General features: G+C 69.9%; 24 protein-coding genes. 18 read left to right on the plus strand and 6 right to left on the minus strand.

The features are described 5' to 3' along the window. Positions 1 to 172 precede the first annotated feature (172 nt). On the plus strand, positions 173 to 1,240 hold the full coding sequence (locus AC1RVY_RS13320; protein ID WP_369643479.1) for a hypothetical protein: 1,068 nt from the start codon (positions 173 to 175) through the stop codon (positions 1,238 to 1,240). Between the two features lie 73 nt (positions 1,241 to 1,313). Here the strand turns inward: AC1RVY_RS13320 and AC1RVY_RS13325 are convergent, their stop codons facing one another. Continuing rightward, on the minus strand, positions 1,314 to 1,793 hold the full coding sequence (locus AC1RVY_RS13325; RefSeq protein WP_218296284.1) for a DUF421 domain-containing protein: 480 nt from the start codon (positions 1,791 to 1,793) through the stop codon (positions 1,314 to 1,316). Positions 1,794 to 1,925: 132 nt separating this feature from the next. Here AC1RVY_RS13325 and AC1RVY_RS13330 point away from each other — a divergent pair, with 132 nt between their 5' ends. Genes AC1RVY_RS13330 through AC1RVY_RS13345 form a run of 4 tightly spaced genes read left to right on the plus strand, consistent with a single transcriptional unit; the run spans position 1,926 to position 5,242 of the window. Continuing rightward, entirely contained in the window at positions 1,926 to 2,624 is a 699-nt protein-coding gene (locus tag AC1RVY_RS13330; RefSeq protein WP_218296283.1) for a DUF4197 domain-containing protein, read from the plus strand. 15 nt (positions 2,625 to 2,639) lie between these two features. After that, positions 2,640 to 3,092 (plus strand): YchJ family protein, encoded by a 453-nt coding sequence (locus tag AC1RVY_RS13335; RefSeq protein WP_492806824.1) that lies wholly within the window; start codon positions 2,640 to 2,642, stop codon positions 3,090 to 3,092. A 50-nt stretch (positions 3,093 to 3,142) separates the two neighbouring features. Beyond that, complete coding sequence (locus tag AC1RVY_RS13340) at positions 3,143 to 3,796, plus strand: HAD family hydrolase (RefSeq protein WP_218296282.1); 654 nt, start codon at positions 3,143 to 3,145, stop codon at positions 3,794 to 3,796. 27 nt (positions 3,797 to 3,823) lie between these two features. Beyond that, the gene (locus AC1RVY_RS13345; protein WP_369643478.1) at positions 3,824 to 5,242 is read left to right on the plus strand and encodes a patatin-like phospholipase family protein; all 1,419 of its coding nucleotides are present in this window, start codon (positions 3,824 to 3,826) and stop codon (positions 5,240 to 5,242) included. A gap of 57 nt (positions 5,243 to 5,299) precedes the next feature. On the opposite strand, the gene AC1RVY_RS13350 is transcribed toward AC1RVY_RS13345, so the two are convergent. Both AC1RVY_RS13350 and AC1RVY_RS13355 read right to left on the minus strand, forming a co-directional pair. Then, the gene (locus tag AC1RVY_RS13350; protein WP_369643477.1) at positions 5,300 to 5,980 is read right to left on the minus strand and encodes a glutathione S-transferase family protein; all 681 of its coding nucleotides are present in this window, start codon (positions 5,978 to 5,980) and stop codon (positions 5,300 to 5,302) included. 116 nt (positions 5,981 to 6,096) lie between these two features. Then, the gene (locus tag AC1RVY_RS13355; RefSeq protein ID WP_369643798.1) at positions 6,097 to 7,107 is read right to left on the minus strand and encodes an AraC family transcriptional regulator; all 1,011 of its coding nucleotides are present in this window, start codon (positions 7,105 to 7,107) and stop codon (positions 6,097 to 6,099) included. A gap of 210 nt (positions 7,108 to 7,317) precedes the next feature. On the opposite strand from AC1RVY_RS13355, the gene AC1RVY_RS13360 reads away from it, so the two are divergent. The 8 genes from AC1RVY_RS13360 (at position 7,318) to AC1RVY_RS13395 (ending at position 16,404) form a co-directional block, all read left to right on the plus strand. After that, complete coding sequence (locus AC1RVY_RS13360) at positions 7,318 to 9,054, plus strand: AMP-binding protein (RefSeq protein WP_369643476.1); 1,737 nt, start codon at positions 7,318 to 7,320, stop codon at positions 9,052 to 9,054. 22 nt (positions 9,055 to 9,076) lie between these two features. Continuing rightward, complete coding sequence (locus tag AC1RVY_RS13365) at positions 9,077 to 10,684, plus strand: carboxyl transferase domain-containing protein (protein ID WP_369643475.1); 1,608 nt, start codon at positions 9,077 to 9,079, stop codon at positions 10,682 to 10,684. A gap of 17 nt (positions 10,685 to 10,701) precedes the next feature. After that, complete coding sequence (locus AC1RVY_RS13370) at positions 10,702 to 11,211, plus strand: DinB family protein (RefSeq protein WP_218339893.1); 510 nt, start codon at positions 10,702 to 10,704, stop codon at positions 11,209 to 11,211. Further along, the gene (locus tag AC1RVY_RS13375; protein ID WP_369643474.1) at positions 11,208 to 11,990 is read left to right on the plus strand and encodes an enoyl-CoA hydratase/isomerase family protein; all 783 of its coding nucleotides are present in this window, start codon (positions 11,208 to 11,210) and stop codon (positions 11,988 to 11,990) included. Before AC1RVY_RS13370 ends, AC1RVY_RS13375 begins: the two co-directional genes overlap by 4 nt. A 171-nt stretch (positions 11,991 to 12,161) precedes the next feature. Continuing rightward, the gene (locus AC1RVY_RS13380) at positions 12,162 to 12,881 is read left to right on the plus strand and encodes a DUF4126 domain-containing protein (protein ID WP_369643473.1); all 720 of its coding nucleotides are present in this window, start codon (positions 12,162 to 12,164) and stop codon (positions 12,879 to 12,881) included. Positions 12,882 to 12,883: 2 nt separating this feature from the next. Next, a complete protein-coding gene (locus AC1RVY_RS13385; RefSeq protein WP_492806825.1) occupies positions 12,884 to 14,911 on the plus strand; it encodes an acetyl/propionyl/methylcrotonyl-CoA carboxylase subunit alpha in 2,028 nt (675 codons plus the stop codon). A 63-nt stretch (positions 14,912 to 14,974) separates the two neighbouring features. Further along, positions 14,975 to 15,895: a 2-hydroxyacid dehydrogenase gene (locus AC1RVY_RS13390; RefSeq protein ID WP_492806826.1), complete on the plus strand. Its 921-nt coding sequence runs from the start codon at positions 14,975 to 14,977 to the stop codon at positions 15,893 to 15,895. A 41-nt stretch (positions 15,896 to 15,936) separates the two neighbouring features. Next, positions 15,937 to 16,404: a DUF3592 domain-containing protein gene (locus AC1RVY_RS13395; protein WP_492806827.1), complete on the plus strand. Its 468-nt coding sequence runs from the start codon at positions 15,937 to 15,939 to the stop codon at positions 16,402 to 16,404. 19 nt (positions 16,405 to 16,423) lie between these two features. Here the strand turns inward: AC1RVY_RS13395 and AC1RVY_RS13400 are convergent, their stop codons facing one another. The 3 genes from AC1RVY_RS13400 to AC1RVY_RS13410 form a co-directional block, all read right to left on the minus strand. Further along, positions 16,424 to 17,500 carry a Bug family tripartite tricarboxylate transporter substrate binding protein gene (locus tag AC1RVY_RS13400; RefSeq protein WP_492806828.1) on the minus strand — a complete coding sequence of 359 codons (1,077 nt, stop codon included), beginning with the start codon at positions 17,498 to 17,500 and terminating at the stop codon, positions 16,424 to 16,426. A gap of 88 nt (positions 17,501 to 17,588) precedes the next feature. After that, on the minus strand, positions 17,589 to 18,425 hold the full coding sequence (locus AC1RVY_RS13405; RefSeq protein WP_492806829.1) for a beta-keto acid cleavage family enzyme: 837 nt from the start codon (positions 18,423 to 18,425) through the stop codon (positions 17,589 to 17,591). Beyond that, a complete protein-coding gene (locus AC1RVY_RS13410; protein WP_492806830.1) occupies positions 18,422 to 19,402 on the minus strand; it encodes a 3-hydroxyacyl-CoA dehydrogenase family protein in 981 nt (326 codons plus the stop codon). Before AC1RVY_RS13410 ends, AC1RVY_RS13405 begins: the two co-directional genes overlap by 4 nt. 88 nt (positions 19,403 to 19,490) lie before the next feature. On the opposite strand from AC1RVY_RS13410, the gene AC1RVY_RS13415 reads away from it, so the two are divergent. The 5 genes from AC1RVY_RS13415 (at position 19,491) to AC1RVY_RS13435 (ending at position 22,984) form a co-directional block, all read left to right on the plus strand. After that, positions 19,491 to 20,402, plus strand: coding sequence for a LysR family transcriptional regulator (locus AC1RVY_RS13415; protein WP_492806831.1), 912 nt, complete (start codon positions 19,491 to 19,493; stop codon positions 20,400 to 20,402). A gap of 197 nt (positions 20,403 to 20,599) precedes the next feature. Further along, complete coding sequence (locus AC1RVY_RS13420; protein WP_218296266.1) at positions 20,600 to 21,508, plus strand: hydroxymethylglutaryl-CoA lyase; 909 nt, start codon at positions 20,600 to 20,602, stop codon at positions 21,506 to 21,508. A gap of 26 nt (positions 21,509 to 21,534) precedes the next feature. Then, entirely contained in the window at positions 21,535 to 22,062 is a 528-nt protein-coding gene (locus AC1RVY_RS13425; RefSeq protein WP_218296265.1) for a YbaK/EbsC family protein, read from the plus strand. Next, the gene (locus AC1RVY_RS13430; RefSeq protein WP_218296264.1) at positions 22,059 to 22,334 is read left to right on the plus strand and encodes a DUF1289 domain-containing protein; all 276 of its coding nucleotides are present in this window, start codon (positions 22,059 to 22,061) and stop codon (positions 22,332 to 22,334) included. The genes AC1RVY_RS13425 and AC1RVY_RS13430 overlap by 4 nt, the downstream gene beginning before the upstream one ends. Beyond that, the gene (locus AC1RVY_RS13435; protein WP_218296263.1) at positions 22,331 to 22,984 is read left to right on the plus strand and encodes a 2-hydroxychromene-2-carboxylate isomerase; all 654 of its coding nucleotides are present in this window, start codon (positions 22,331 to 22,333) and stop codon (positions 22,982 to 22,984) included. Before AC1RVY_RS13430 ends, AC1RVY_RS13435 begins: the two co-directional genes overlap by 4 nt. The last annotated feature ends 21 nt before the right edge of the window (positions 22,985 to 23,005 follow it).

Below are 23,005 nucleotides of genomic sequence, written 5' to 3' on the forward strand. Positions count from 1 at the left end.
GGCGCTGCGGCGCCGGGCGCCAGGATGCCGCAGCAAAGCAAATTCTGCCAAGTGTGGACCGGAAGGGGCGGCGCGCAAACCCTACCTCGGTAGGGTTTTGCGGCGGGCGGCGTGCCGCACAGAATCCGCCCCTCTTTCACCCATTCATTCACCACCCAGGAGGTTTCCGTTCATGACCCCCACAAGCGCAAAGTTCACCCGGCACCACGCACGGCCCGCAGTCCGCTGGGCCCCTCTTGGGCTGGCCGCGGTGTTGCTGGCGGGCTGCGGGGGCGGCGATGGCGACGGCGGCACCACGCCCCCGCCCACGGCCGGGGCCTTCACCGTGGGGGGCTCCGTGGTCGGCCTGGGCGCCGGCAAGGCGCTGACCCTGCAGAACAATGGCGGCGATGACCTGGCCGTGAACGCCAACGGCGGTTTTGTGTTCGCGGCCCGGCTGGACCGCGGCGTGGCCTATGCCGTCACCGTCAGGACGCAGCCCGGCGGCCAGCGCTGCGCCGTGGCGCAAGGCACGGGCACCGCCACCGCGAACGTGGGCGATGTGCAGGTGCGCTGCGAGAACCTGGCGGCGGCCACCTTCACGGTGGGGGGCTCGGTATCGGGCCTGGCGGGCGGCGCTGTGGTGCTGCAGAACAACGGCGGCGATGACCTGTCCCTGGCCAGCAACGGCGGCTTCGCGTTTTCCACGGCGGTGGCCACGGGCAGCCCCTATGCCGTCACGGTGAAGACCCCGCCCGCAGGCCAGAACTGCGCGGTGCGCAACGGCAGCGGCACGGTGGGTTCGGCCCATGTCGGCTCGGTGGAGGTGGCCTGCGCCACGGCCGTGGCACTGCCGCAGGGGGACTGGAAGCAGGAGCGTTGCACGCCCATCGGCCCGGGCCAATGGGGCCGGTCGCTGTGGCGCATCGTGCGGCAAGGCGAGACCCGGGCCACGGTCAGCCTGGGCGTGGCGACCTACTCCGACGGGAACTGCACCGCCGCGGGCGCGGTCATTGGCGGGCAAGGGGGCGATGGGGGCAATTTCACGTTTGACCGCACGGGCGCGACACCCACGCTCGCCGCCTTCTGGGGCAGCTGGGCCCAGGTCACGGGGTTGACCTCGCGCACCGTGTGGGCGCGCAAGGGCCCCTACCTGTGCCCGCTGGGCGACCAGAACCCCAGCCTGTTCGGCTCGGCCGCCGCCGTGGAGGCCTCGGCCGACATCTCCATCCAGAACAAGGCCTGCTACACCCAGAACTGAACCCCCGTGCTCCCTGCGGGCCGTGGCGGCCCGTGGGCACGGCCGGGCGGCTGGACGGGGGGCGGGCGGAATTTCAGCCGCCACTGCCCCGGCGCCGCAGCACCACCGTGATCTGCCCATTGGTCTCGATGGTCGCGCGCTCCACCTCGTGCAGGTGCAGGCATCCGCTGGCGCGCAGCGCGGCCTCGAGGTCGTCCGGTGAAAGCAGCTCCTTGCGCAGGAGGTCGGCGTTCACCTGTCCCTGCTCCACCAGCACCCGCGGCGTGCCGTCGATCAGCCGCTCCATCCACGCGAAGCGGAACGTCAGCTGCGCCAGCACCACGTGGCAGCCGATGAGCGTGGTGGCCGAGACGAGTCCGCCCACCAGCGAGTTGTCGCCCGCGTTCATCGAGTTCTGCACCGCGTTGGACAGGATCAGCAGCAGCACGAGGTCGAACGGCGCGTACTGCCCTGTCTGCCGCTTGCCTGTCAGGCGCAGGAACACCAGCAAAAAGACATAGACCACCACGCCGCGCAGCACGAACTCCCACCACGGCACATTCATTTCCCACATTGCAGGCTCCTTCTTGGAGGGTTGTGTCGCGTGCCAGTCTACGGCGCTGAGCGAAAATCCCGGACATGCCACCTGCCAGGCCGGCCCACGCCCCGTGCGGCCCCGGTCCCTTCACAGAAAGAAAACACCTCCATGCAACGCCGCCAATTCCACCAAGCCAGTGCCCTGGGGGCGCTGCTGTGCGCCAGCTGGCAGCAGGCCTGGGCCCTGTCGCTGGGCGATCTCTCCAATGCCGATGCCACGGGCGGCCTCAAGGCCGCGCTGGGCCAGGGCGCCCAGGCCGCGGTGTCGCTGCTGGGGCGGCCCGACGGTTTCCTGGGCAATCCCAAGGTGCGCATCGGGCTTCCCGGCTACCTGGACGACGCGGCCAAGGTCATGAAGTCGCTGGGCCAGGGCAAGCGCGTCGATGAGCTGGTCACCTCCATCAACCGCGCCGCCGAGGCCGCCGTGCCCATGGGCAAGGACCTGCTCGTGGGCGCGGTGCAGAACATGACGGTGACGGACGCCAAGAACATCCTGGCGGGAGGAAGCACCTCGGTGACGGCCTTCTTCGCCGAGAAGACGCGCGTGCCGCTGGGGGAGCGCTTCCTGCCGGTGGTGGACCAGGCGACGGAGAAGGTGGGCCTCACCCAGAAGTACAACGCCTTCGCTGGCAAGGCCGCGGGCTTCGGACTGCTCAAGCCCGAAGAGGCCAACCTGGCGCGGTACGTCACCGGCAAGACGCTCGATGGCCTGTACACCATGATCGGCGAGGAAGAGCGCCGCATCCGCCAGGACCCGGCCGGCGCGGGCAGTGCCATCGCCCGCAAGGTGTTCGGCGCGCTGCGCTGATCGCCGTTCACCGCAATGCGCACCCCGCCCATGGCCCTGGCCGACAGCGCACCCTGCCCGTGCGGACGCACCGTGGCGCCCGCGGGCCGGCGCGCCGGCGGCATGGCCGCCGTGCTGCGTTATGCCGACTGCTGCGGCCGCTATGTGGACCATCTGGAAGCGGTGCCCGCGCCCGACGCCGAAAGCCTCATGCGGTCCCGGTACACCGCGTTCGTGGGCGAGCGGGCCGAGTACCTGCAGGCCACCTGGCACCCCACCACGCGCCCCGCGTCGATGGATTTCGATGCGGGCGCGCGGTGGCTCGGGCTTGCGGTGCGCGGCCACCGCGCCACGGGCGAAGGCCGTGCGGAAGTCGAGTTCGTGGCGCGCTACCGCGTGGGCGGCCGTGCCGTGCGCCTGCACGAGACCAGCCGCTTCGTGCGCGAAGGCGGGCGCTGGTTCTATGTGGATGGCGATGTCCACGGTTGAAATTTGCATGAAAATGACTTCAAGCCCTTTATCCATAAGCGCCATAAGCTATGAAATTTGAAGCAATACTGTTCGACTGCGACGGGGTCCTGGTGGACAGCGAACCGATCACCAACGGCGTGCTGCGCGACATGCTCGCGGAGGCCGGCTGGGCCCTGAGCGCCGAGGAGTGCATGCGCATCTTCATCGGCAAGACCGTGCGCAGCGAGGCCGCCCGCATCGAGACCCACACCGGCCGGCCGCTCACCGATGCATGGATGGCCGATTTCTATGCGCGGCGCAATGCCGAGCTGGACCAGCGCCTCACGGCCATCGAGCACATCCACGGCACCATCGAGCGCGTGCACGCGCACCACGGCGGGCGCATCGCCTGCGCCTCGGGGGCCGACCGGCACAAGGTGGAGATGCAGCTGGCCAAGGTGGGCCTCACGCCCTTCTTCGAGGGCCGCATCTTCAGCGGCCACGAAATGCCGCGCACCAAGCCCGCGCCGGACGTGTACCTGGCGGCGGCCGCCGCGCTGCAGGCGCAGCCCCTGCGCTGCGCGGTGGTCGAAGACACGGTGACGGGCGTCACTGCGGGGGTGGCGGCGGGCGCCACGGTGTTTGCCTATGCGCCGCTGGACGATGGGGAGGCCCTGCGCGCGGCGGGGGCGTCTGAGGTGTTTCGCAGCATGGCCGAGCTGCCGGCCTTGCTGGGCTGCTGACCGCTGCTGTTCGCACCAGGACACGCCATGCCCAAGCACAGCAGCCAGCTGCCACGGTGGCTACGCAACTGCGCCGCGCTCGCGGCCCTCGGCGTTCTCATGGGCTGCTCGTCGGTGCGCCCCTGGATCAACGAGCCGCTGCCGCCCGAAGACCGGGACATCCCCGTGCGCAAGTCCGAGCGCGACCCCACCATCCTGGTGGCCGTGACGCTTTCGGGCGGCGGCGCGCGCGCGGCCGCCTTCGGCTTCGGCGTGCTGACCGAGATGCAGCAGACCCGCTTTCGCTGGAATGGGCGGGACACCACCCTGCTGGACGCCACGGACGTGGTGAGCGGCGTGTCGGGCGGCAGCATTGTTGCCGCCTACTTCGCGGCGCATGGCATCGAGGGGCTGCCCCGGTTCGAGCACGACTTCCTGCGGCAGAACTTCCAGAACAGCCTCATCACCCAGGCCCTGCGGCCCGGCAACCTGGTGGACCTGACCTCGCCCTGGCTGGGCCGCACCCACCTGCTCGCGCGGCGGCTGGACGACCTGTACGGCGGGCTGACCTTCGGCGATGTGGAGCGGCGCCCGCGCCACCCGCAACTGTTCATCACCGCCACCGACATGTCGCTGGGCACGGGCTTCGAGTTCACCTGGGAGCAGTTCACGCTGATCTGCTCGGACCTGCGCAAGGTGCCGCTGTCGTTTGCGGTGGCGTCCTCGTCGGCCGTGCCGCTGCTGCTCAGCCCGATGACGCTCAAGAACTACGCCGACCAGTGCCCTGAACGCCGCACCGGCTCCACGGCCAGCGCGCGCGCCGCGGCCGCTGGCGACTACCGTGCCCGGCTGTACCGCGCGCACGAACTGAGCTACACCGACGCGCAGCGCAAGCCCTACATCCACCTGGTGGACGGCGGTCTGGCCGACAACCTGGGCGTGCAGCGCCTGCTGGACCGGGCCCTGGCGGGCGGCGGCCTGCGCCAGACGTTCAGCGAGGTGGGCATCCCGCCCGCCACCATCCGCAAGCTGGTGCTGATCACCGTGAACGCGGAGCGCGACCCGTCGGTCAACATCGACATGAGCGACCAGGTGCCCAACATGGCCCAGGTGGTGGATGCGCTGCTGTTCGGCACCGGCGCACGCGCCACGCGCGAGACGCAGGAGTTCCTGCGCGACATCACCCAGCAGTGGCGCCAGGCCCTGGCCGCGGGCTCCACGGGCAGCGGCGATGCCTTCGCGCCCGATGCCGAGATCCATGTGATTCCCGTGAACCTGCGCGACGCGCCGGACGACGTGGCGCGGCGGCGCCTGCTGCAGGTGCCCACGGCGTTCTCCATCTCCCACGAAGAGGTCACCGACCTCATCGAGGCCGGCGGCAGCGTGCTGCGGCATTCGCCCGAGTTCCGCGCGCTGGTGCAGTCATTGCTGCACGGCGCACCCAGGCCGCCGCAGCCGTCGCAGTGACAGAGGCGCGGGGCCGGTCGGCCGACAGCCCGCGCGGGCAGGCCTTTCGTCCCTGGCTCAGGGCCGCGTGTCGGGCGCGGGGGTGGTGGGCACGTCCTGGTCCTCGGCCGCTTCGATCTGCGCGGCCAGGGCCCTCTGGTAGCCGGGGCGCTGCTGCAGCCGCTGCCAGTAGGCGCGCGTGGCCTCGCCGAACTGCGGCTCCAGGTCCAGGTGCTGGGCCAGCAGCAGCGCATAGCCCACCGACACATCGGCCGCCGTGAAGCGGCCCGCGCACAGGTAGTCGCTGCGGGCCACGGCGGCCTCCACCGCGCGCAGGCGCGCCAGGAACCAGCGGCTGTAGTCCACCACCACCTGAGGCTGCTTGCGGTCCGCGGGTTCGAAACGCCCATAGCGCAGCACCAGCGTCTGCGGAAAGGTGAGCGTGGCCTCGCCCAGGTGCAGCCAGTTCAGGTAGGCGCCAAAGGCCGGGTCGGGGGGGCGCACGTCCAGCCCGGCGTCCGGGTGCGCGGCGGCCAGGTACTGGCAGATGGCGGCCGATTCGGTCATGCGCACCTGGTGTGGCGCCTTGCCCTGCACCAGCAGCGGCACGGTGCCCAGCGGGTTCTCTTCCAGGAACCAGCGGGCGTGCGCGCGCGGCGGAAACGGCAGCATGTGCAGCACGTACGGCAGCCGCAGCTCTTCCAGCATCCACAACGGGCGGAAGGAGCGGGCGCTGACGCAGTGGTACAGATGGATCATGGGTGCGGTGGGGGCATGGCGGTGTGGTGACCGGGCCCGCCAGTGTAGTGGCGGGTGGCGAAAGTGCGCTGGCCGGTGCCGTCCTGGCGACGCTCGTCACGCAGCGCCGCAACGCTTCATGCGGCGTTGCGCGCCTTGCGCCGGAACTCCGCCGGCGAATCCCCCGTCCAGCCGCGGAACGCGCGGATGAAGCTCTTCTCGTTGACGAAGCCCGCCGCCTCGGCCACCTGCTTGATGGGGCGGTCCGTGCGGTGCAGCAGGTCCACGGCGCGGCTTTGGCGCACCTCGTCCTTCAGGCCCTGCAGCGTGGCGCCTTCTTCCTTGAGCTGGCGGTGCAGCGTGCGCGGCGACACATGCAGCAGGCCCGCGAGCGATTCGGCGCTGTGCTGGGGCAGCGCATGCGCCAGTTGCCCGGCCACGGGGGCGCCCAGCAGCTGGCGCACGCGCTGCACCAGCAGCCGGTCGCGCCGGTACTGCAGCACCGTCAGGGGCAGGGCGTGCTGCAGCATCTGGCGCAGGGCCTGCTCGTCGCGCCGCAGGGGCAGGCTGAGGTAGCGCGCATCGAAGTGGATGGCCGTCCGCGGGGCGCCAAAGGCCACCGGGCCGCGGAAGAGCACCGCGTACGCGTCCGCATGCGGCGGCGCGGCGAACGCGAACTCGGCGGCGATCAGCGGTATGCGCGAATCCACCAGCCAGCAGGCCAGCCCGTGTGCATTGCGCAGCACCGAGACCAGGCAGAACTCGCGCAACGCGCCCAGGTCGCGTGCTTCGGCGATGCCCAGGGTGGCGGTGCCGCCCTGGGCCGTGAGGTGCAGCGCGATATCGTCCGCGAGCAGCCCGTGGTGGCGGCACCAGCGTGCCAGCGCCACCTGCAGGTTGGGCGAGCTGATGGACGCGCGCGCCAGCATGCCGTAGCTGCCCCAGGGCAGGCGCCGGCTGAACCAGCCCAGGGCCTCGTCGTCCAGCTCCTGCATGGCGGCATCGGAGATCTGCTCCATCTGCCAGGCGGTGATGCGGGCATGGGTATCGTGCAGCAGCTCCGGCGCGATCTGTGCCTGCGCCAGGGCGCGTTCGGGGCCCATGCCCCGGCGTTCGTAGGCCAGCGCGATCGCCCGCACGAAGGCCATGGGCGTCACGGCGGGTGCGCTGGTGGGGGCCAGGGCCTGCCAGGCCGGCTCGGGGGTGGGGGCAACGGGTTTCACACAAGGCAGTGTGCCCGATGCGTGGCACGATTTGCAACCTTTGTGGCAACCAGGGCCGGACCAGGGCTTCTATGCTTACGGATCGCCGCCCCCGCCGCCGCACGCGGGAGGAAGAGCCATGCAAGGAGACACAACATGACGACGACCCCTGCCGCCTTTGCCGCCGCGGCCCCTCTCACCGGCAGCCACGCCCGTGGCGCCAGCGGCGTCCCGCTGATCGAGCAGACCATCGGCGATTTCTTTGCCGGCATGGTGGCCCGCCAACCGGGGCGCGAGGCGCTGGTCAGCGTGCACCAGGGGCGCCGCTACACCTACGCCGAACTGCAGGTCCAGGCGCAGCGCCTGGCCAGCGCGCTGCTCGGCCAGGGCCTGGCGCCCGGCGACCGCGTGGGCATCTGGTCGCACAACAACGCCGAATGGGTGCTGATGCAGCTGGCCACCGCGCAGGCGGGCCTGGTGCTGGTCAACATCAACCCGGCCTACCGCACGTCCGAAGTCGAATACGCCCTGAACAAGGTGGGCTGCAAGCTGCTGGTGACCATGGCGCGCTTCAAGACCAGCGACTACCTGGGCATGCTGCGCGAGCTGGCGCCCCAGTGGCAGCACCAGCAGCCGGGCCAGCTGGGCGCGGTGAAGCTGCCCCACCTGCACACGGTGGTGTGGATCGACGAGGCGGGCCAGGGCGCCGACGAGCCCGGGCTGCTGCGCTTTTCGGACCTGATCGCGCGCGGCGATGCGGCCGACCCGCGCCTGGCCCAGGTGGCCGCCACGCTCAAGGCCACCGACCCCATCAACATCCAGTTCACCAGCGGCACCACGGGCTTCCCGAAGGGCGCCACGCTCACGCACCGCAACATCCTGAACAACGGCTTCTTCATCGGCGAATGCATGAAGCTCACGCCCGAGGACCGCCTGTGCATCCCCGTGCCGCTGTACCACTGCTTCGGCATGGTGCTGGGCAACCTGGCGTGCCTGACACACGGCGCCACCATCGTGTACCCCAACGACGGGTTCGACCCGCTCACCGTGCTGCAGACGGTGCAGGACGAGCGCTGCACCGGCCTGCACGGCGTCCCCACGATGTTCATCGCCGAGCTGGACCACCCGCGGTTCGCCGAGTTCGACCTGTCCACCCTGCGCACCGGCATCATGGCGGGCTCTCCCTGCCCCACCGAGGTGATGAAGCGCGTGGTGGAGCAGATGAACCTGCGCGAGATCACCATCGCCTACGGCATGACCGAGACCAGCCCGGTCAGCTGCCAGAGCAGCACCGACACGCCGCTCGACAAGCGCGTCTCCACCGTGGGCCAGGTGCAGCCGCACCTGGAGGTCAAGATCGTGGACCCCGACACCGGCGCCGTGGTGCCCATCGGCCAGCGCGGCGAGTTCTGCACCAAGGGCTATTCGGTGATGCACGGCTACTGGGGCGACGATGCCAAGACCCGCGAGGCCATCGACGAAGGCGGCTGGATGCACACCGGCGACCTCGCCACCATGGACGCCGAGGGCTATGTGAACATCGTCGGCCGCATCAAGGACATGGTGATCCGTGGCGGCGAGAACATCTACCCGCGTGAGATCGAAGAGTTCCTGTACCGCCACCCGCAGGTGCAGGACGTGCAGGTGGTGGGCGTGCCCGATGCCAAGTATGGCGAGGAGCTCTGCGCCTGGATCATCGCCAAGCCGGGCACGAAGCCCACCGAAGACGACATCCGCGCCTTCTGCAAGGGCCAGATCGCGCACTACAAGGTGCCGCGCTACATCCGCTTCGTCACCAGCTTCCCGATGACGGTGACGGGCAAGATCCAGAAGTTCAAGATCCGCGATGAGATGAAGGATCAGCTCGGTCTGGTCGAAGCCAAGACCGCGTGAAACACACAAGAAGCAACACAGCATGACCATTCTCGACACCCAACTCAACGCCCGCTCGGCGGACTTCCTGGCCAACGCCGCGGCCATGCGCACGCTGGTCGACGACCTGCGCGCCCAGCTCGACAAGGTCGCCCAGGGCGGCGGCGAAGCGGCCCGCGCCAAGCACACCGCGCGCGGCAAGCTGCTGCCGCGCGAACGCGTGCAGATGCTGCTGGACCCGGGCACACCGTTCCTGGAGCTGGCACCGCTGGCCGCGCTCAACATGTACAACAACGATGCGCCCAGCTCGGGGCTGATTGCCGGCATCGGCCGCGTGAGCGGCGTGGACTGCATGATCGTGTGCAACGACGCCACGGTGAAGGGCGGCACCTACTACCCGCTCACCGTCAAGAAGCACCTGCGCGCGCAGGAAGTGGCGCAGCAGAACCACCTCACCTGCATCTACCTGGTGGACTCGGGCGGTGCCAACCTGCCCAACCAGGACGAGGTCTTTCCGGACCGCGACCACTTCGGCCGCATCTTCTTCAACCAGGCCAACATGAGCGCCATGGGCATCTCGCAGATCGCCGTGGTCATGGGCAGCTGCACGGCGGGCGGCGCCTACGTGCCGGCCATGAGCGACGAGTCCATCATCGTCAAGAACCAGGGCACCATCTTCCTGGGCGGCCCGCCGCTGGTCAAAGCCGCCACGGGCGAGGTCGTCACCGCCGAGGACCTGGGCGGTGGCGACGTGCACACGCGCCTGTCGGGGGTGGCCGACCACCTGGCGCAAAACGACCTGCATGCGCTGCAACTGGCGCGCAATGCGGTGCGAAATCTGAACAAAAACAAGGCTCCAGCGCCCGCCGATCAAGCGCCAGTAGCTCCTAAATTTGTAGCTGAAGAGCTCTACGGCGTGATCCCCGTCGACACACGCAAGCCCTTCGACGTGCGCGAGATCATTGCCCGCATCGTCGATGGCAGCGAGTTCGACGAGTTCAAGGCGCGCTATGGCACCACGCTGGTCACGGGCTTCGCGCGCATCGAAGGCATGATGGTCGGCATCATCGCCAACAACGGCATCCTGTTCAGCGAGTCGGCCCTGAAGGGCGCGCATTTCATCGAGCTGTGCTGCCAGCGCAAGATCCCGCTCGTGTTCCTGCAGAACATCACCGGCTTCATGGTCGGGCGCAAGTACGAGAACGAAGGCATCGCGCGCAACGGCGCCAAGATGGTCACGGCCGTGGCCACGGCCAGCGTGCCCAAGTTCACCATCATCATCGGCGGCAGCTTTGGCGCCGGCAACTACGGCATGTGCGGCCGCGCGTACTCGCCCCGCTTCCTGTGGATGTGGCCCAACGCGCGCATCAGCGTGATGGGCGGCGAGCAGGCGGCCGGCGTGCTCGCCACCGTCAAGCGCGATGGCATCGAGGGCAAGGGCGGGCAGTGGAGCATGGAGGAAGAAGAAGCCTTCAAGGCACCCATCCGCCGCCAGTACGAAGACCAGGGCCACCCCTACTACGCCACTGCCCGCCTGTGGGACGACGGCGTGATCGACCCGGCCGACACCCGCCGCGTGCTGGCGCTGGGCCTGGCGGCCACGCGCAATGCGCCCATCGAAGACACCAGGTTCGGCCTGTTCCGCATGTGACCGTGCCGGGAGCCGTCATGGACGCCGTCGCCCACTTCACCCAGCTCGCACGCTACAACGTGTGGGCCACGGCGCGCCTGCTCGATGCCGTGCGGGCGCTGCCTGAAGAGGCCTACCGGCGCGATGTGGGCCTGTTCTTCAAGAGCATCCACGGCACGCTCAACCACCTGCTGGTGGGCGAACACCATCTGTGGTTCGTGCGGTTTGCCGAAGGCACCTCGCCCAAGATGGCGCTGGACGCCGAACTGGAAAGCGACCGCGCGCGGCTGGATGCCCGCCTGCGCGAGGGCGCGGCCCGCTGGGCACCGCTGATCGCTTCGTTCGCCCCAGGCCGCTGGGACGGTACGCTGGACTACACCACCATGCGCGGCACGGCGGCATCGCTGCCGTTCGCGGCCACGCTGGCGCATGTGTTCAACCACGGCACGCACCACCGGGGCCAGATCACCGCCGCATTGACCGCCCTGGGCCAGTCCAGCCCCGAGCTGGACCTTGTCTACTTCCTGCAAAACCCGCCCAAGCCATGAGCCAGAACCTGTCCATCACCCACACCGGCGCCGTGGCGCGCATCACGCTCACGCAGCCCGAGATCCGCAACGCCTTCAGCGACGAAGTCATCGCCGAGATCACCGCCGCCTTCATGGAGGTGGGCGGGCGTGCCGATGTGCGCGCCGTGGTGCTGGCGGCCGAGGGCCCCGCGTTCTGTGCGGGCGCCAACCTCAACTGGATGCGCCGCATGGCCGACTACACGCGCGACGAGAACGTGGCCGACGCCGCCAAGCTGGCCGAGATGCTGCGCGTGATCTATGCATGCGAGAAGCCGACGATTGCCCGCGTGCAGGGCGACGTGTACGCCGGTGGCATGGGCCTGGTGGCCGCGTGCGACATGGCCGTGGCGGTGGACACGGCGGGCTTTTGCCTCAGCGAGGTGAAGCTGGGCCTCATCCCCGCCACCATCAGCCCCTATGTGATCCGTGCCATGGGGGCGCGCGCCGCGCACCGCTATTTCCTGACGGCCGAGCGCTTCGGCGCGGCCGAGGCGCTGCGCATCGGCTTCGTGCACGAGGTCGTGGCGGCCGACCAGCTCGACGCCAAGGTGGACGAACTGCTGAAAGCCCTGACCAGTGCCAGTCCCAACGCCGTGCGCGTATGCAAGAAGCTGGTGATGGATGTGGCCGAGCGGGAGATCAACGCGGGCCTGATCGCCGCCACCGTGCAGGGCATTGCCGACATCCGCGCCAGCGACGAGGGCAAGGAGGGCGTGCATTCCTTCCTGAACAAGCGCAAGCCGAACTGGCTGATATGAGACACCCCCCTGAGGCGCTGCGCGCCTTCCCCCCGCTCTCGTTGCGCTGCGCGCACCGGGCAGGTGGACGACGCCCTCGCTGCGGGGCGGCCCTTGCTCGGCGTCCCTGGCCTGGGGCGCGCCAGTTGTCGCGGCCAGCGATCTTTCACAGTGTCGGGGAGACCTACTGACATGGACACCCTCTGGCTCAACATCGTGCAGTGGCTCCACACGCTGGGGCTGCATGTGGATGGCGGCACGGCGCGCGCCGTGGGTGACGCAGCGGCCACGGCCACCGCGCGGCTCGACATGCCCAGCCTGCTGGCGCTGGCCGCCGCGCTGGGCTGGGCCAGCGGCTTTCGGCTGTACGCGGTCGTGTTCCTCGTCGGCGGCATGGGTGCCATGGGCTGGATGCCCTTGCCCCCCGGTCTGCACGTGCTGCAGAACCCGCTGGTGCTGCTGGTGGCGGGCGGCCTGATGCTGGTCGAGTTCTTTGCGGACAAGGTCCCGTGGATCGACAGCGCCTGGGACGCCGTGCACACCGTCATCCGCGTGCCCGGCGGCGCCCTGCTGGCCGCGGGCGTGTTCGGTGCCGACAACGCCACCATGGGCGTGGTGGCCGGTTTGCTGGGCGGGTCGCTGGCCGCCACGTCGATGGCCACCAAGATGACCACGCGCGCAGCGGCCAACACCTCGCCCGAGCCGTTTTCCAACTGGCTGCTGTCGTTTTTCGAAGACGGCCTGGTGGTGGCCGTGGTGTGGCTGGCCACGCAGCACCCGGTGGCCTTCGGCATCGCACTGGTGCTGATGGTGGCCGTGTCGGTGTTGCTCCTGGTGGTGCTGTTCAAGTTTCTGCGCGCCGTGGTGCGGCGCTTGTCTTCTTTCTTTTCTGGTTCTGCCAAGGTGGCTTAAAAATGTTCAAAAAGATTCTGATTGCCAATCGTGGCGAGATCGCCTGCCGGGTCGCCGCTACGGCCAAGCGCCTGGGCGTGAAGACCGTTGCGGTGTACTCCGATGCCGACGCCAAGGCCAAGCACGTGGCCGTGTGCGACGAGGCCGTGCACATCGGTGGCAGCGCGCCCAAGGACAGCTATCTGCGCTGGGAGCGCATTATCGAAGCCGCCCAGGCCACGGGTGCACAGGCCATCCACCCGGGCTACGGCTTCCTGTCCGAGAACGAGGACTTCGCCCACGCCTGCGCGGCCGCAGGCCTGGTCTTCATCGGCCCGCCACCCTCGGCCATCAAGGACATGGGCCTGAAGGCCGAGTCCAAGCAGCTCATGGAAAAGGCCGGCGTGCCCCTGGTGCCCGGCTACCACGGCAGTGACCAGGACCCGGCGCTGCTGCAGCGCGAGGCCGACCGCATCGGCTACCCCGTGCTCATCAAGGCCAGCGCGGGCGGCGGCGGCAAGGGCATGCGCGCGGTGGACAAGAGCGGGGACTTCGCCGCCGCGCTCGAATCGTGCAAGCGCGAGGCCATCAACAGCTTTGGCGACGACGCGGTGCTGGTCGAAAAATACGTGCAGCGCCCCCGCCACATCGAGATCCAGGTGTTTGGCGACACGCACGGCAACTGCGTCTATCTGTTCGAGCGCGACTGCTCCGTGCAGCGCCGCCACCAGAAGGTGCTGGAAGAGGCCCCCGCCCCCGGCATGACGCCGGAACTGCGCGCACAGATGGGCGAAGCCGCCGTGGCCGCCGCCAAGGCGGTGAACTACGTGGGCGCGGGCACGGTGGAGTTCATCGTGGAGCAGCCCGGTGGCTACGAGCGGCCCGACCAGATGAAGTTCTACTTCATGGAAATGAACACCCGCCTGCAGGTGGAGCACCCGGTGACGGAGGCCATCACGGGGCTCGATCTGGTGGAGTGGCAACTGCGCGTGGCGTCTGGCGAGCCGCTGCCTTTGACACAGGACGCGCTGCGCATCACCGGCCATGCGATCGAAGCGCGCATCTGCGCCGAGAACCCCGACAACAACTTCCTGCCCGCCACCGGCGCGCTCAACGTGTATGCGCTGCCCGACTGCGTGACCTTCGAGCGGGGCGCGGTGCGCGTGGACTCCGGCGTGCGCCAGGGCGATGCGATCAGCCCGTTCTACGACTCCATGGTGGCCAAGCTCATCGTGCACGGCGACACGCGCGAGCAGGCACTGGCGCGGCTGGACGAGGCCCTGGCGCAAACGCACATCGTGGGCCTGGCGACCAACGTGCAGTTCCTGCGCCGCGTGGCGCGCACCGGTGCATTTGCCAACGCCCAGCTCGACACCGCGCTGATCCCGCGCGAGCAGGCGGTGCTGTTCCACCAGGAGCCGGTGGGCCTGCCCCTGGCCGCCGCAGCCGCCGTGGCGCAGACGGTGCTGCATGAACGCGCCACCGAAGGCGTGGACCCCTTCAGCCGTCGCGACGGTTTTCATTCCCACGCGCTCACGCGCCGCCGCTTCGAGTTCGAGTTTGGCGGCGAGCACGCCAAGGCCTGGCTCACCTATGAGCGTGACGGCACGCTGCACCTGGCGGTTGGCGAGGGCGATGCGGCCGTGGCAGGGCCGCTGGAATTCGCGGAACAAGGCGGCGCCATCGAACTGCAGTTCGCAGGCCAGCGCACCCGCGCTGCGGTGTACGCCCAGGGCGAGGTGGACCATGTGTTCACCCCGCGCGGCGCGACGCAGATCACCGCCATCGACCTGCTGGCCCATGCGGGCGAGGCAGCGGCCGAAGGCGGGCGCCTCACGGCCCCCATGCCCGGCAAGGTGGTGTCGTTCGCCGTCAAGGCGGGCGATGCCGTCACCAAGGGCCAGCCGCTGGCGGTGATGGAAGCCATGAAGATGGAGCACACCATTGCCGCGCCCGCAGACGGCGTGGTGCAGGAGCTGCTGTACGCCCCGGGCGACCAGGTAACCGAAGGCGCAGAGCTGCTCAAGCTGGTGGTGGCCGAAAAGGCGTAGGCGGCCGCAGGGCACCCCGCATGCGACAGCGCGCGGGGGGCAATGCCGTTACGCTTGGGCGCCATGAAAATCACCTTCTGCTGTACCGACACCAAGGCCGACCCCTGGCTCCAGGGGCTTTCTGCCGCATTGCCCGGCGCTGATATTTCCGTGTGGCAGCCCGGCGCGCCGCAGGCCGGCTACGCCGTGGTCTGGGCGCCGCCCCAGCAGTTCATGGACGAGCAGCCAGGCCTCAAGGCGCTGTTCAATATCGGGGCGGGCGTGGATGCGCTGCTCAAGCTGCGCCTGCCGCCCGGTGCGCTGGTGGTGCGGCTCGACGATGCGGGCATGGCCGTACAGATGGCCGAGTACGTGTGCCATGCGGTCATCCGCCACTTTCGCGAGTTCGACGGCTACGAGGCCGACATGGCGGCCGGGCGCTGGGGCTACCGCAAGCCGCGCCTGCGTGGCGACTACCCCATTGGCGTGATGGGGCTGGGCGTGCTGGGCGAGCGCGTGGCCAAGGCGCTGGCGCAGTTCGAGTTCCCGGTCAACGGCTGGAGCCGCAGCCCCAAGGCCATCGAAGGGGTGCGCGCCTTCAGTGGCGCGGAGCAGTTCCACGACTTCCTGGCGGCCAGCCGCGTGCTGGTCAACCTGCTGCCGCTCACGCCCGACACGGCCAATGTCATCAACAAGGAAACGCTGGGCCGCCTGCTGCCGGGCGCCTACGTCATCAACGTGGCGCGCGGCGCGCACCTCGTGGACGAAGACCTGCTGGCGGCCATCGGCAGCGGCCACGTGGCCGGCGCCACGCTCGATGTGTTCCGCACCGAACCGCTGCCCGCGGGCCACGCGTTCTGGAACCACCCGCGCATCACCGTCACCCCCCACACCTCGGCGCGCACGCTGCGCGAGGAGAGCATTGCCCAGATCGCGCGCAAGATGGCCGCGCTGCAGCGGGGCGAGACGGTCGCTGGCGTGGTGAACCCCGGGCGTGGGTACTGAGGCCGCTGGCCGGCGGTGTCTCCAGCGTTGAAAATGGGGGCATGAACACGTCAACCTTTCGCGGCTTGCTTGGCTTCCTGGGCTGGTTCCTGCTGGTGCCCGGTGCCCTGACCGCGCTGGGCGCGGCGTGGCTGCTGGCCTCGGGCATGAGCCTGCTGGGCGGCACGCTCACCGCCCAGGGCCGCGTGGTGGCGCATGAGGAGACCTTTGTCGGCCCCTCCCACCGCAAGGCGCTCGCCCGGAAAAGCATCGTGGAATTCGTGGCGGGCGACGGGCGAACCCTGCGTTTCACGGACTCGGTGGCGCGCCAGCTTCAGGCCGTGCACAAGGTCGGCGAGGCGGTCACGGTGCGCTATCCCGCCAAGGACCCCGCGCAGGCCGAGATCAGCAACTCCACCACGATCAGGAGCTTCATCGGCGTCGTGATGCTGCTGTTCGGTGCCGTGGGCATGGCGGCGGGCTGGCTGTTGCTGCGCCTGCGCCCGAGGGCCGCGGCCCCACCGCCCTGAGCCCCTGGCTGGCAGCCCGTCAATCCATCGTCACGCCCGCATCGCGCACCAGCTTGCCCAGGCGCTGCGAGTCGGCCTTGATCAGCGCGCCGAAGTCTGCCGCCGTGCCCGCCACCACCGGCGTGCCGATGGCCTCCCACTTGGCGCGGAAGGCGGGTTCCTTGAAGATCGCATTCACCGTGGCGTTGAGCTTGTCCACGGTGGCCTGCGGCGTGCCCGCGCGCACGGCGATGCCGTGCCAGCCGGTGATCTGGTAGCCCGGCACGCCCGCTTCGGCCATGGTGGGAACGTTGGGCAGCACCTTGGCGCGCTCGGCCGACGTGACCGCCAGCGGGATGAGCTTGCCCGACTGGAGGTGCGGCAGCGAGCTGCCCACGATGTCGAACATCACGTTCACCTGGCCGCCCAGCAAGTCGTTGAGCGCGGGGCCCGCGCCTCGGTACGGAATGTGGCCCATCTTCACGTGGGCGGTGGTGTTGAACAGCTCGCCCGCCAGGTGCTGCGGCGTGCCGTTGCCGGCCGATGCAAAGCTCAGCACCGGCTTGCCCGCCTTGGCCATGGCGATCAGCTCCGGCAGGGTCTTCACGCCCAGCGAGGGGTGCACCTCCAGCACCAGCGGAAAGGCCGACAGCTGCACCACGGGCACCAGGTCGGTCAGCGGGTTGAAGGGCATGCTGGCGTACAGCGACGGGTTCACCGCCATCGGGCCGCTGGCGGCCAGCAGCAGGGTGTGGCCGTCGGCGGGCGCCTGCTTGGCCACCTCGGCGCTGCCCGAATTGCCGCCCGCGCCGCCCTTGTTGTCCACCACCACGGTCACGCCCAGGCGGCTTTGCAGCTCGGGCTGCAGCATGCGCGCCATCAGGTCGGTGGGGCCTCCGGGCGGGTAGGGCACCACGAAGCGAATGGTCTTGGTGGGGAAGGCGGCCGGGGCCGTCTGGGCCACGGCGTGGCCTGCCATGCCCAGGGCCAGGGCCCAGGTGGCGGGCACGGCAAGCGCCAGGCGGATGGCCGTGCGTCGCGTGGCCTGGCGGGCCTGCGGTACGGGGGCGTGGGCGTGGGCGTGGGCGTGGGCGTGGGCGGTGGGGTGTTGTTGCATGGTGTCTCCTGCGGATGGATGAAGGCCCGTCTGGCGCGGGCTGATGGGTTTGATGGCGTAATGAGAATGGGCAGAGGCGGGCCGAGGCTCAGCCCGCGCCGAACCGCTGGCGGATGTCCTGCGCCGTGGCCAGCGGCCGCCCCAGCGCAGCCGCGGCCTCGACCGCCTGGCGCACCAGCGCCGCGTTGTCGGGTGCAGTGCTGCCGTCCTTGCGCAGCAGGTTGTTCTCGAACCCCACGCGGGCATGCCCGCCGAAGACCGCGGCGGCGGTGATGCAGGTGTTCTCGGCCGCGCCGAACGCGCACACGGCCCAGGGCTCGGGCCCTTCGTGGGCGGCCAGGAAGGGCAGCAGGTCGCGCGGGCTCGATGTCTGGCCCGCGCTGTAGCGGCCCAGCACGAACAGCAAAAACCACGGCGCATCCGGCACCACGCCGCTGGCGCGCAGCGCCTGCCAGCGGCGCAGGTCGGCCACGTCGTACAGGATGACCTGCACCATGCAGCGGCGCTGCACCAGGCCGGTGAAGAAGCGCTGCAGCCCCGCCTCGCCGATCTCGGGCTGGTCGATCTCGCGCAGGCCGATGGACACGGCCTCGGGCTGCAGCGCCTCGACCATCACGATCTGCGCCGGGGCGCGGTACACGCCCGCGGCTTCGCTCGTGACCTGCACCACCATCGCATCGCCCACGGCTTGGTGCACCACGCGCTGGGCTTCGCGGTAGCCTTCCACGTCCAGGCTGTGGCGGCCCTGGGCGTCGCGGATGTGCATGTGGATCATGGCCGCGCCGGCCTCCAGGCAGGCCTTGGCGGTGGCGGCCAGCGTGGCCGGCGTGGTCGGCACGGCGGGGTGGTCGCTCGGCAGCTTGTAGGCACCGTTGGGCGCCACGGTGACGATCAGCGGGTCAGGCCATTGGCTGGTGGCGCTCATGGCGTGGCTCCCGGCGTGGTGTGTGTGCTGGCGGGCTCGATGGCAGGCAGCTCGCTGGCCAGCAGGGCCAAGCCCTGGCGCAGCAGCGTGTCGTAGCGGGTGCGCTCGGCGCGTTTGCGGTCCTCGGGCCAGTCGAAGAAGCCCTTGCCGGTCTTCATGCCCAGCTCGCCGCTGGCCACGCGGTCGCGCAGCGCCTGGGCGGGCACGTCGGTGTTGGAAAGCGTGGGATACATGGTGGCCGCGGCCGCGCAGTGCACCTCGATGCCCGCGTGGTCGCGCTGCAGCACCGGCCCCGCCGCCAGGAAGCGAAAGCCAAAGCCAAAGCGCACGGCGGCGTCCACGTCTTCGGGCGACGCGATGCCTTCGTCGATGAGCGCAAACGCCTCGCGCGACAGCGCATGCTGCATGCGGTTGGCCAGAAAACCCGGCTTGTCCTTCTTCACCAGCACCGGCACGCTGCCGCAGCGGCGCATGAAGCCGTGCAGCCACTGGCCCAGCGTGGGGTCGCTGCGCTCGCCCAGCACCACCTCCACCAGCGGCACCAGGTGCGCCGGCATGAAGAAGTGCAGGCCCAGCATGCGCCGCGCGGTGGGCAGGCCCTGTGCGATGGCGCTGATCGGAAAACCCGAGCTGTTGCTGGCCAGTACCGCGCTGGCCGGGGCGATGGCTTCCAGCTCGGCAAACAGCTGCTGCTTGGCGGCCAGCTGCTCGGTGATGCATTCGACCACCAGCACCACGCCGTCCCAGGCCACGTCCTGCAGGCTGGCGCACACCTCCACCGGGCCCGCGCTCGTGGCCAGGCCGGCGGCGTCGAGCTCTGCGGCAATGTGCGGCAAGAGCAGATCGCGGCGTGCGGTGTGCGGGTCCACCACCGTGACCCGGGCGCCGCCGCGGGCCAGGACCACGGCCACGTCGGCGCCCATGGTGCCCCCGCCCACGACCACCGTGCGTGCATTGCGCGGCGAACTGATGTCCATGCTGGTGTCTCCTTGTGTTGTCTTGCGGTGCAGTCTAGGCAGGCCGAATTGCGCGGTCCAGACGTATTTTTCGATAGACTGATCGGCCATGAAGATCAATTGGTCGGCCCGCGAGGTCGATGTGTTCCTGGCGCTGGCCGACACGCTGAGCTTTCGACGCACCGCGCTGCAGATGCACCTGTCGCAGTCGGCGGTGTCGGGCACGCTCGCGCGGCTTGAAGAGATGCTGGGCGCGCGCCTGTTCGACCGCACCACGCGCACGGTGCAGCTCACGCAGGCGGGCGAGGTGTTTGCCGAGCAGGCCCGCTTTCTGCGCCACCAGATGGATGAGACCGTGCGCCGCGTGCAGGCCGTGGCCCAGGTGCAGGTGGGGCGGCTGGCGCTGGCGGCGCTGCCGTCGCTGGCGGCGGGCGTGGTGCCCCGTGCGTTCGCGCGCTTTGCGGCGGGGCACCCGGGCGTGCACCTGGAGCTGTTCGACAGCCTGGCGGGCCCGGCGTTCGACATGGTGCGCGCAGGGCGCGTGGACTTCGCGCTCACTGCCGCCAACCCCGCGTATGCCGACCTCGACTACACCCCGCTGTCGTCCGACCGCTTCGTGCTGCTGCTGGCCCGCGCCCACCCGCTGGCGCGGGGCCGCGGTGCGCTGGCCTGGGCCGATGTGGCAGACCTGCCGCACATCTCCATGCCGGCGGGCACCAGCGTGCGGCAGTACGCCGACGAGGCGCTGCTCACGCACCGCATCCGCTTTGCGCCGCGCTACGAGGTGGAGCACCTGGCCACCATCGCGGCCATGGTGGCCGCGCAGCTGGGCGTGAGCGCGCTGCCCGAGCTGGCCGCGCAGGTGGTGCGCCGGCCCGAGGTGGTGGCCCGCCCGCTCAAGCTGCCCTCGCTGCGGCGGCCCATCGGCCTGGTCACGTTGCGCGGGCGGCGCCTGTCGCTGGCGGCGGTGCAGATGGTGGCGCTGCTGCGCCAGGAGATGGAGGAGGGGGCTGCACGCTGAGGCCCCGGACGCCGGCGCCGCAATGGCAGGAGCGGGGAAGGGTCTGGCAGGATATGGGGTGGTGCCGTCCCCGCGAAGCCCGGACAATAGAAGGCCTGTTCCCGGCCGTGGTGCCCGGGCTGCAGCGGCGCCGCCCGGGCGCTGCCGCCGCCAGGCCCGGCCTGTTTCCCGTTTCCTTTTCTTTCAGGTAGCCGCCCATGAGCATTCCTTCCCGCGTCAAACTCATCGATGTCGGTCCGCGCGACGGGCTGCAGAACGAAAAATCGCCCGTGCCCGCCGACGTCAAGATCGCCCTGGTGCACCGCCTGCAGGACGCGGGCCTCAAAGAGATCGAAGTCACGAGCTACGTGAGCCCCAAGTGGGTGCCGCAGATGGCCGACAACCACGAGGTGATGCAGGGCGTGAACCGCGTGGCCGGCGTGCGCTACTCGGTGCTCACGCCCAACCTCAAGGGCTATGAAGCCGCGGTGGCGGACCGGCCCGACGAGATCGTGGTCTTCGGCTCGGCCAGCGAGGCGTTCAGCCAGAAGAACATCAACTGCTCCATCGCCGAGAGCATCGAGCGCTTCGCGCCCGTGGTCGAGGCGGCGCTGGCGGCCGGCATCGGCGTGCGCGGCGCGATGAGCTGCACCGTGGGCTGCCCGTACGAGGGCGAGATCGCCCCCGGGCGCGTGGAGTACCTTGCCGGCCTGCTCCAGGGCATCGGCGTGCAGCGCGTGGACGTGGCCGACACCATCGGCGTGGGCACGCCGCGCAAGGTGCAGCGCGCGCTGGAAGCGACGCTGAAGCATTTCGGCATCGACGATGTGTCTGGCCACTTCCACGACACCTACGGTCAGGCGCTGTCCAACACGCTGGCCGCGCTGGAGCTGGGGGTGTGGAACTACCAGTCCTCCGTGGCGGGCCTGGGCGGCTGCCCGTACGCCAAGGGCGCCACGGGCAACGTGGCGACGGAAGACGTGGTCTACATGCTGCACGGCATGGGCATCGAGACCGGCATCGATCTTGATAAGCTCATCGATGCGGGGGCCTACATCAGTGGCTTCCTGAACCGTAAACCCAATTCCCGCGCAGCGAATGCACTGCTGACCAAACGCGCGGGATAGCGCCATCGGCGCAGGAGAAAACTACCGTGTGCGGAGCTGAACTGAAGAATTTGCCGGACGGCGTGCAGCGCGTGGCCGCGGCGCTGCAATCGCAGGGCCATCCCCACATGCCGCAGATGCTCGACGACGCCGCGCGCACCGCGCAGCAGGCGGCCGATGCACTGGGCATCCTCGTGGGGCAGGTGGCCAAGAGCATCATCTTCCGGCGCAAGAGCGACGACGTGGCCGTGCTCGTGGTCACGTCGGGCGACCGGCGCGTGGACGAGAAAAAGGTCGAGGCCCATGTGGGCGGCAAGATCGGCCGGGCGGACGCCGAGTTCGTGAAGTCGCGCACCGGTTTTTCCATCGGCGGCGTGTCGCCCGTGGCGCATGCCACGCCGCCCGTCACGCTGATCGACCAGGACCTGCTGCGCTTTGACGTGGTGTGGGCCGCGGCCGGGCATCCGCACAGCGTGTTTGCGCTGCATCCGGGCGACCTGCAGCGCCTGACCGGGGCGCCCGTGGTCGACGTGGTGCAGGCGCCCGTGGACACCAGCGTGCAGCCCGCCGCATGAATGCTATTGATTTGCTAGCTGATCGTGCCCGCCAGTTGGGCGCTGGCGGCCATTTTGATGCCCGGAGCATGGAGCCCGTGCCCTCGCCGTGCATCTCGGTGTGCCGCATGTCGCCCGACCGCAGCCATTGCGAAGGCTGCTTTCGCACGCTCGACGAGATCCGCATCTGGTCGCGTGCCGACGCCAGTTTGCGCCGGGGCATCTGGGCGCAGCTGCTGGGCCGCGCTGGCATCCCGGCCGCCCCGCAGAAGGCACAGGAGACATCGCCGTGAAGCGCATCACCTTTTACCTGGACTTCGTGTCCCCCTACGCCTGGCTGGCGTTCGAGCGCCTGCCCGAGGCGCTGCAGGGGCTGAGCTACAGCGTGGCCTACCAGCCCGTGCTGCTGGGTGCGCTGCTGCAGCAGCATGCCAACCCCGGGCCGGCGGGCATCGCCCCCAAGCGCGACTGGACCTACCGCCATGTGACCTGGCTGGGCCACGCGCAGGGCACGCCGCTGCAGATGCCCGCGCGCCATCCGTTCAACCCGCTGCCCCTGCTGCGCACGGCGCTGGCCTGCAGCGACGACGGCCACATCAACCGCTTCGTGGCCGGCACGGTGCTGCGCCATGTGTGGCAGGGCGGGCACGATGCGCTCGACCCGGCGCGCCTGGCCGATCTGGCCACGCAACTCGCGGACCAGCTGCGTCCCGGCGAGGATGCGGCCAGCGATGGCCCCAAGGCCCTGCTGCGCGCCAACACCGAAGCCGCGCAGGCGGCGGGCGTTTTTGGCGTGCCGGCGTTCGAGGTGGACGGCAAGCTTTTCTGGGGCCTCGACGGCCTGCCGATGCTGCGCGCGTACCTCGACGGCGACGCGTGGTTCGACGGTCCGGGCTGGGAGGCTGTCAGCCAGCTCCCATCGGGTTTACCCGGCAAGGTGTGAGCGATTTCCGGATGCTGAAAG

It is taken from the genome of Acidovorax sp. GW821-FHT11A03 (genome assembly GCF_058809075.1).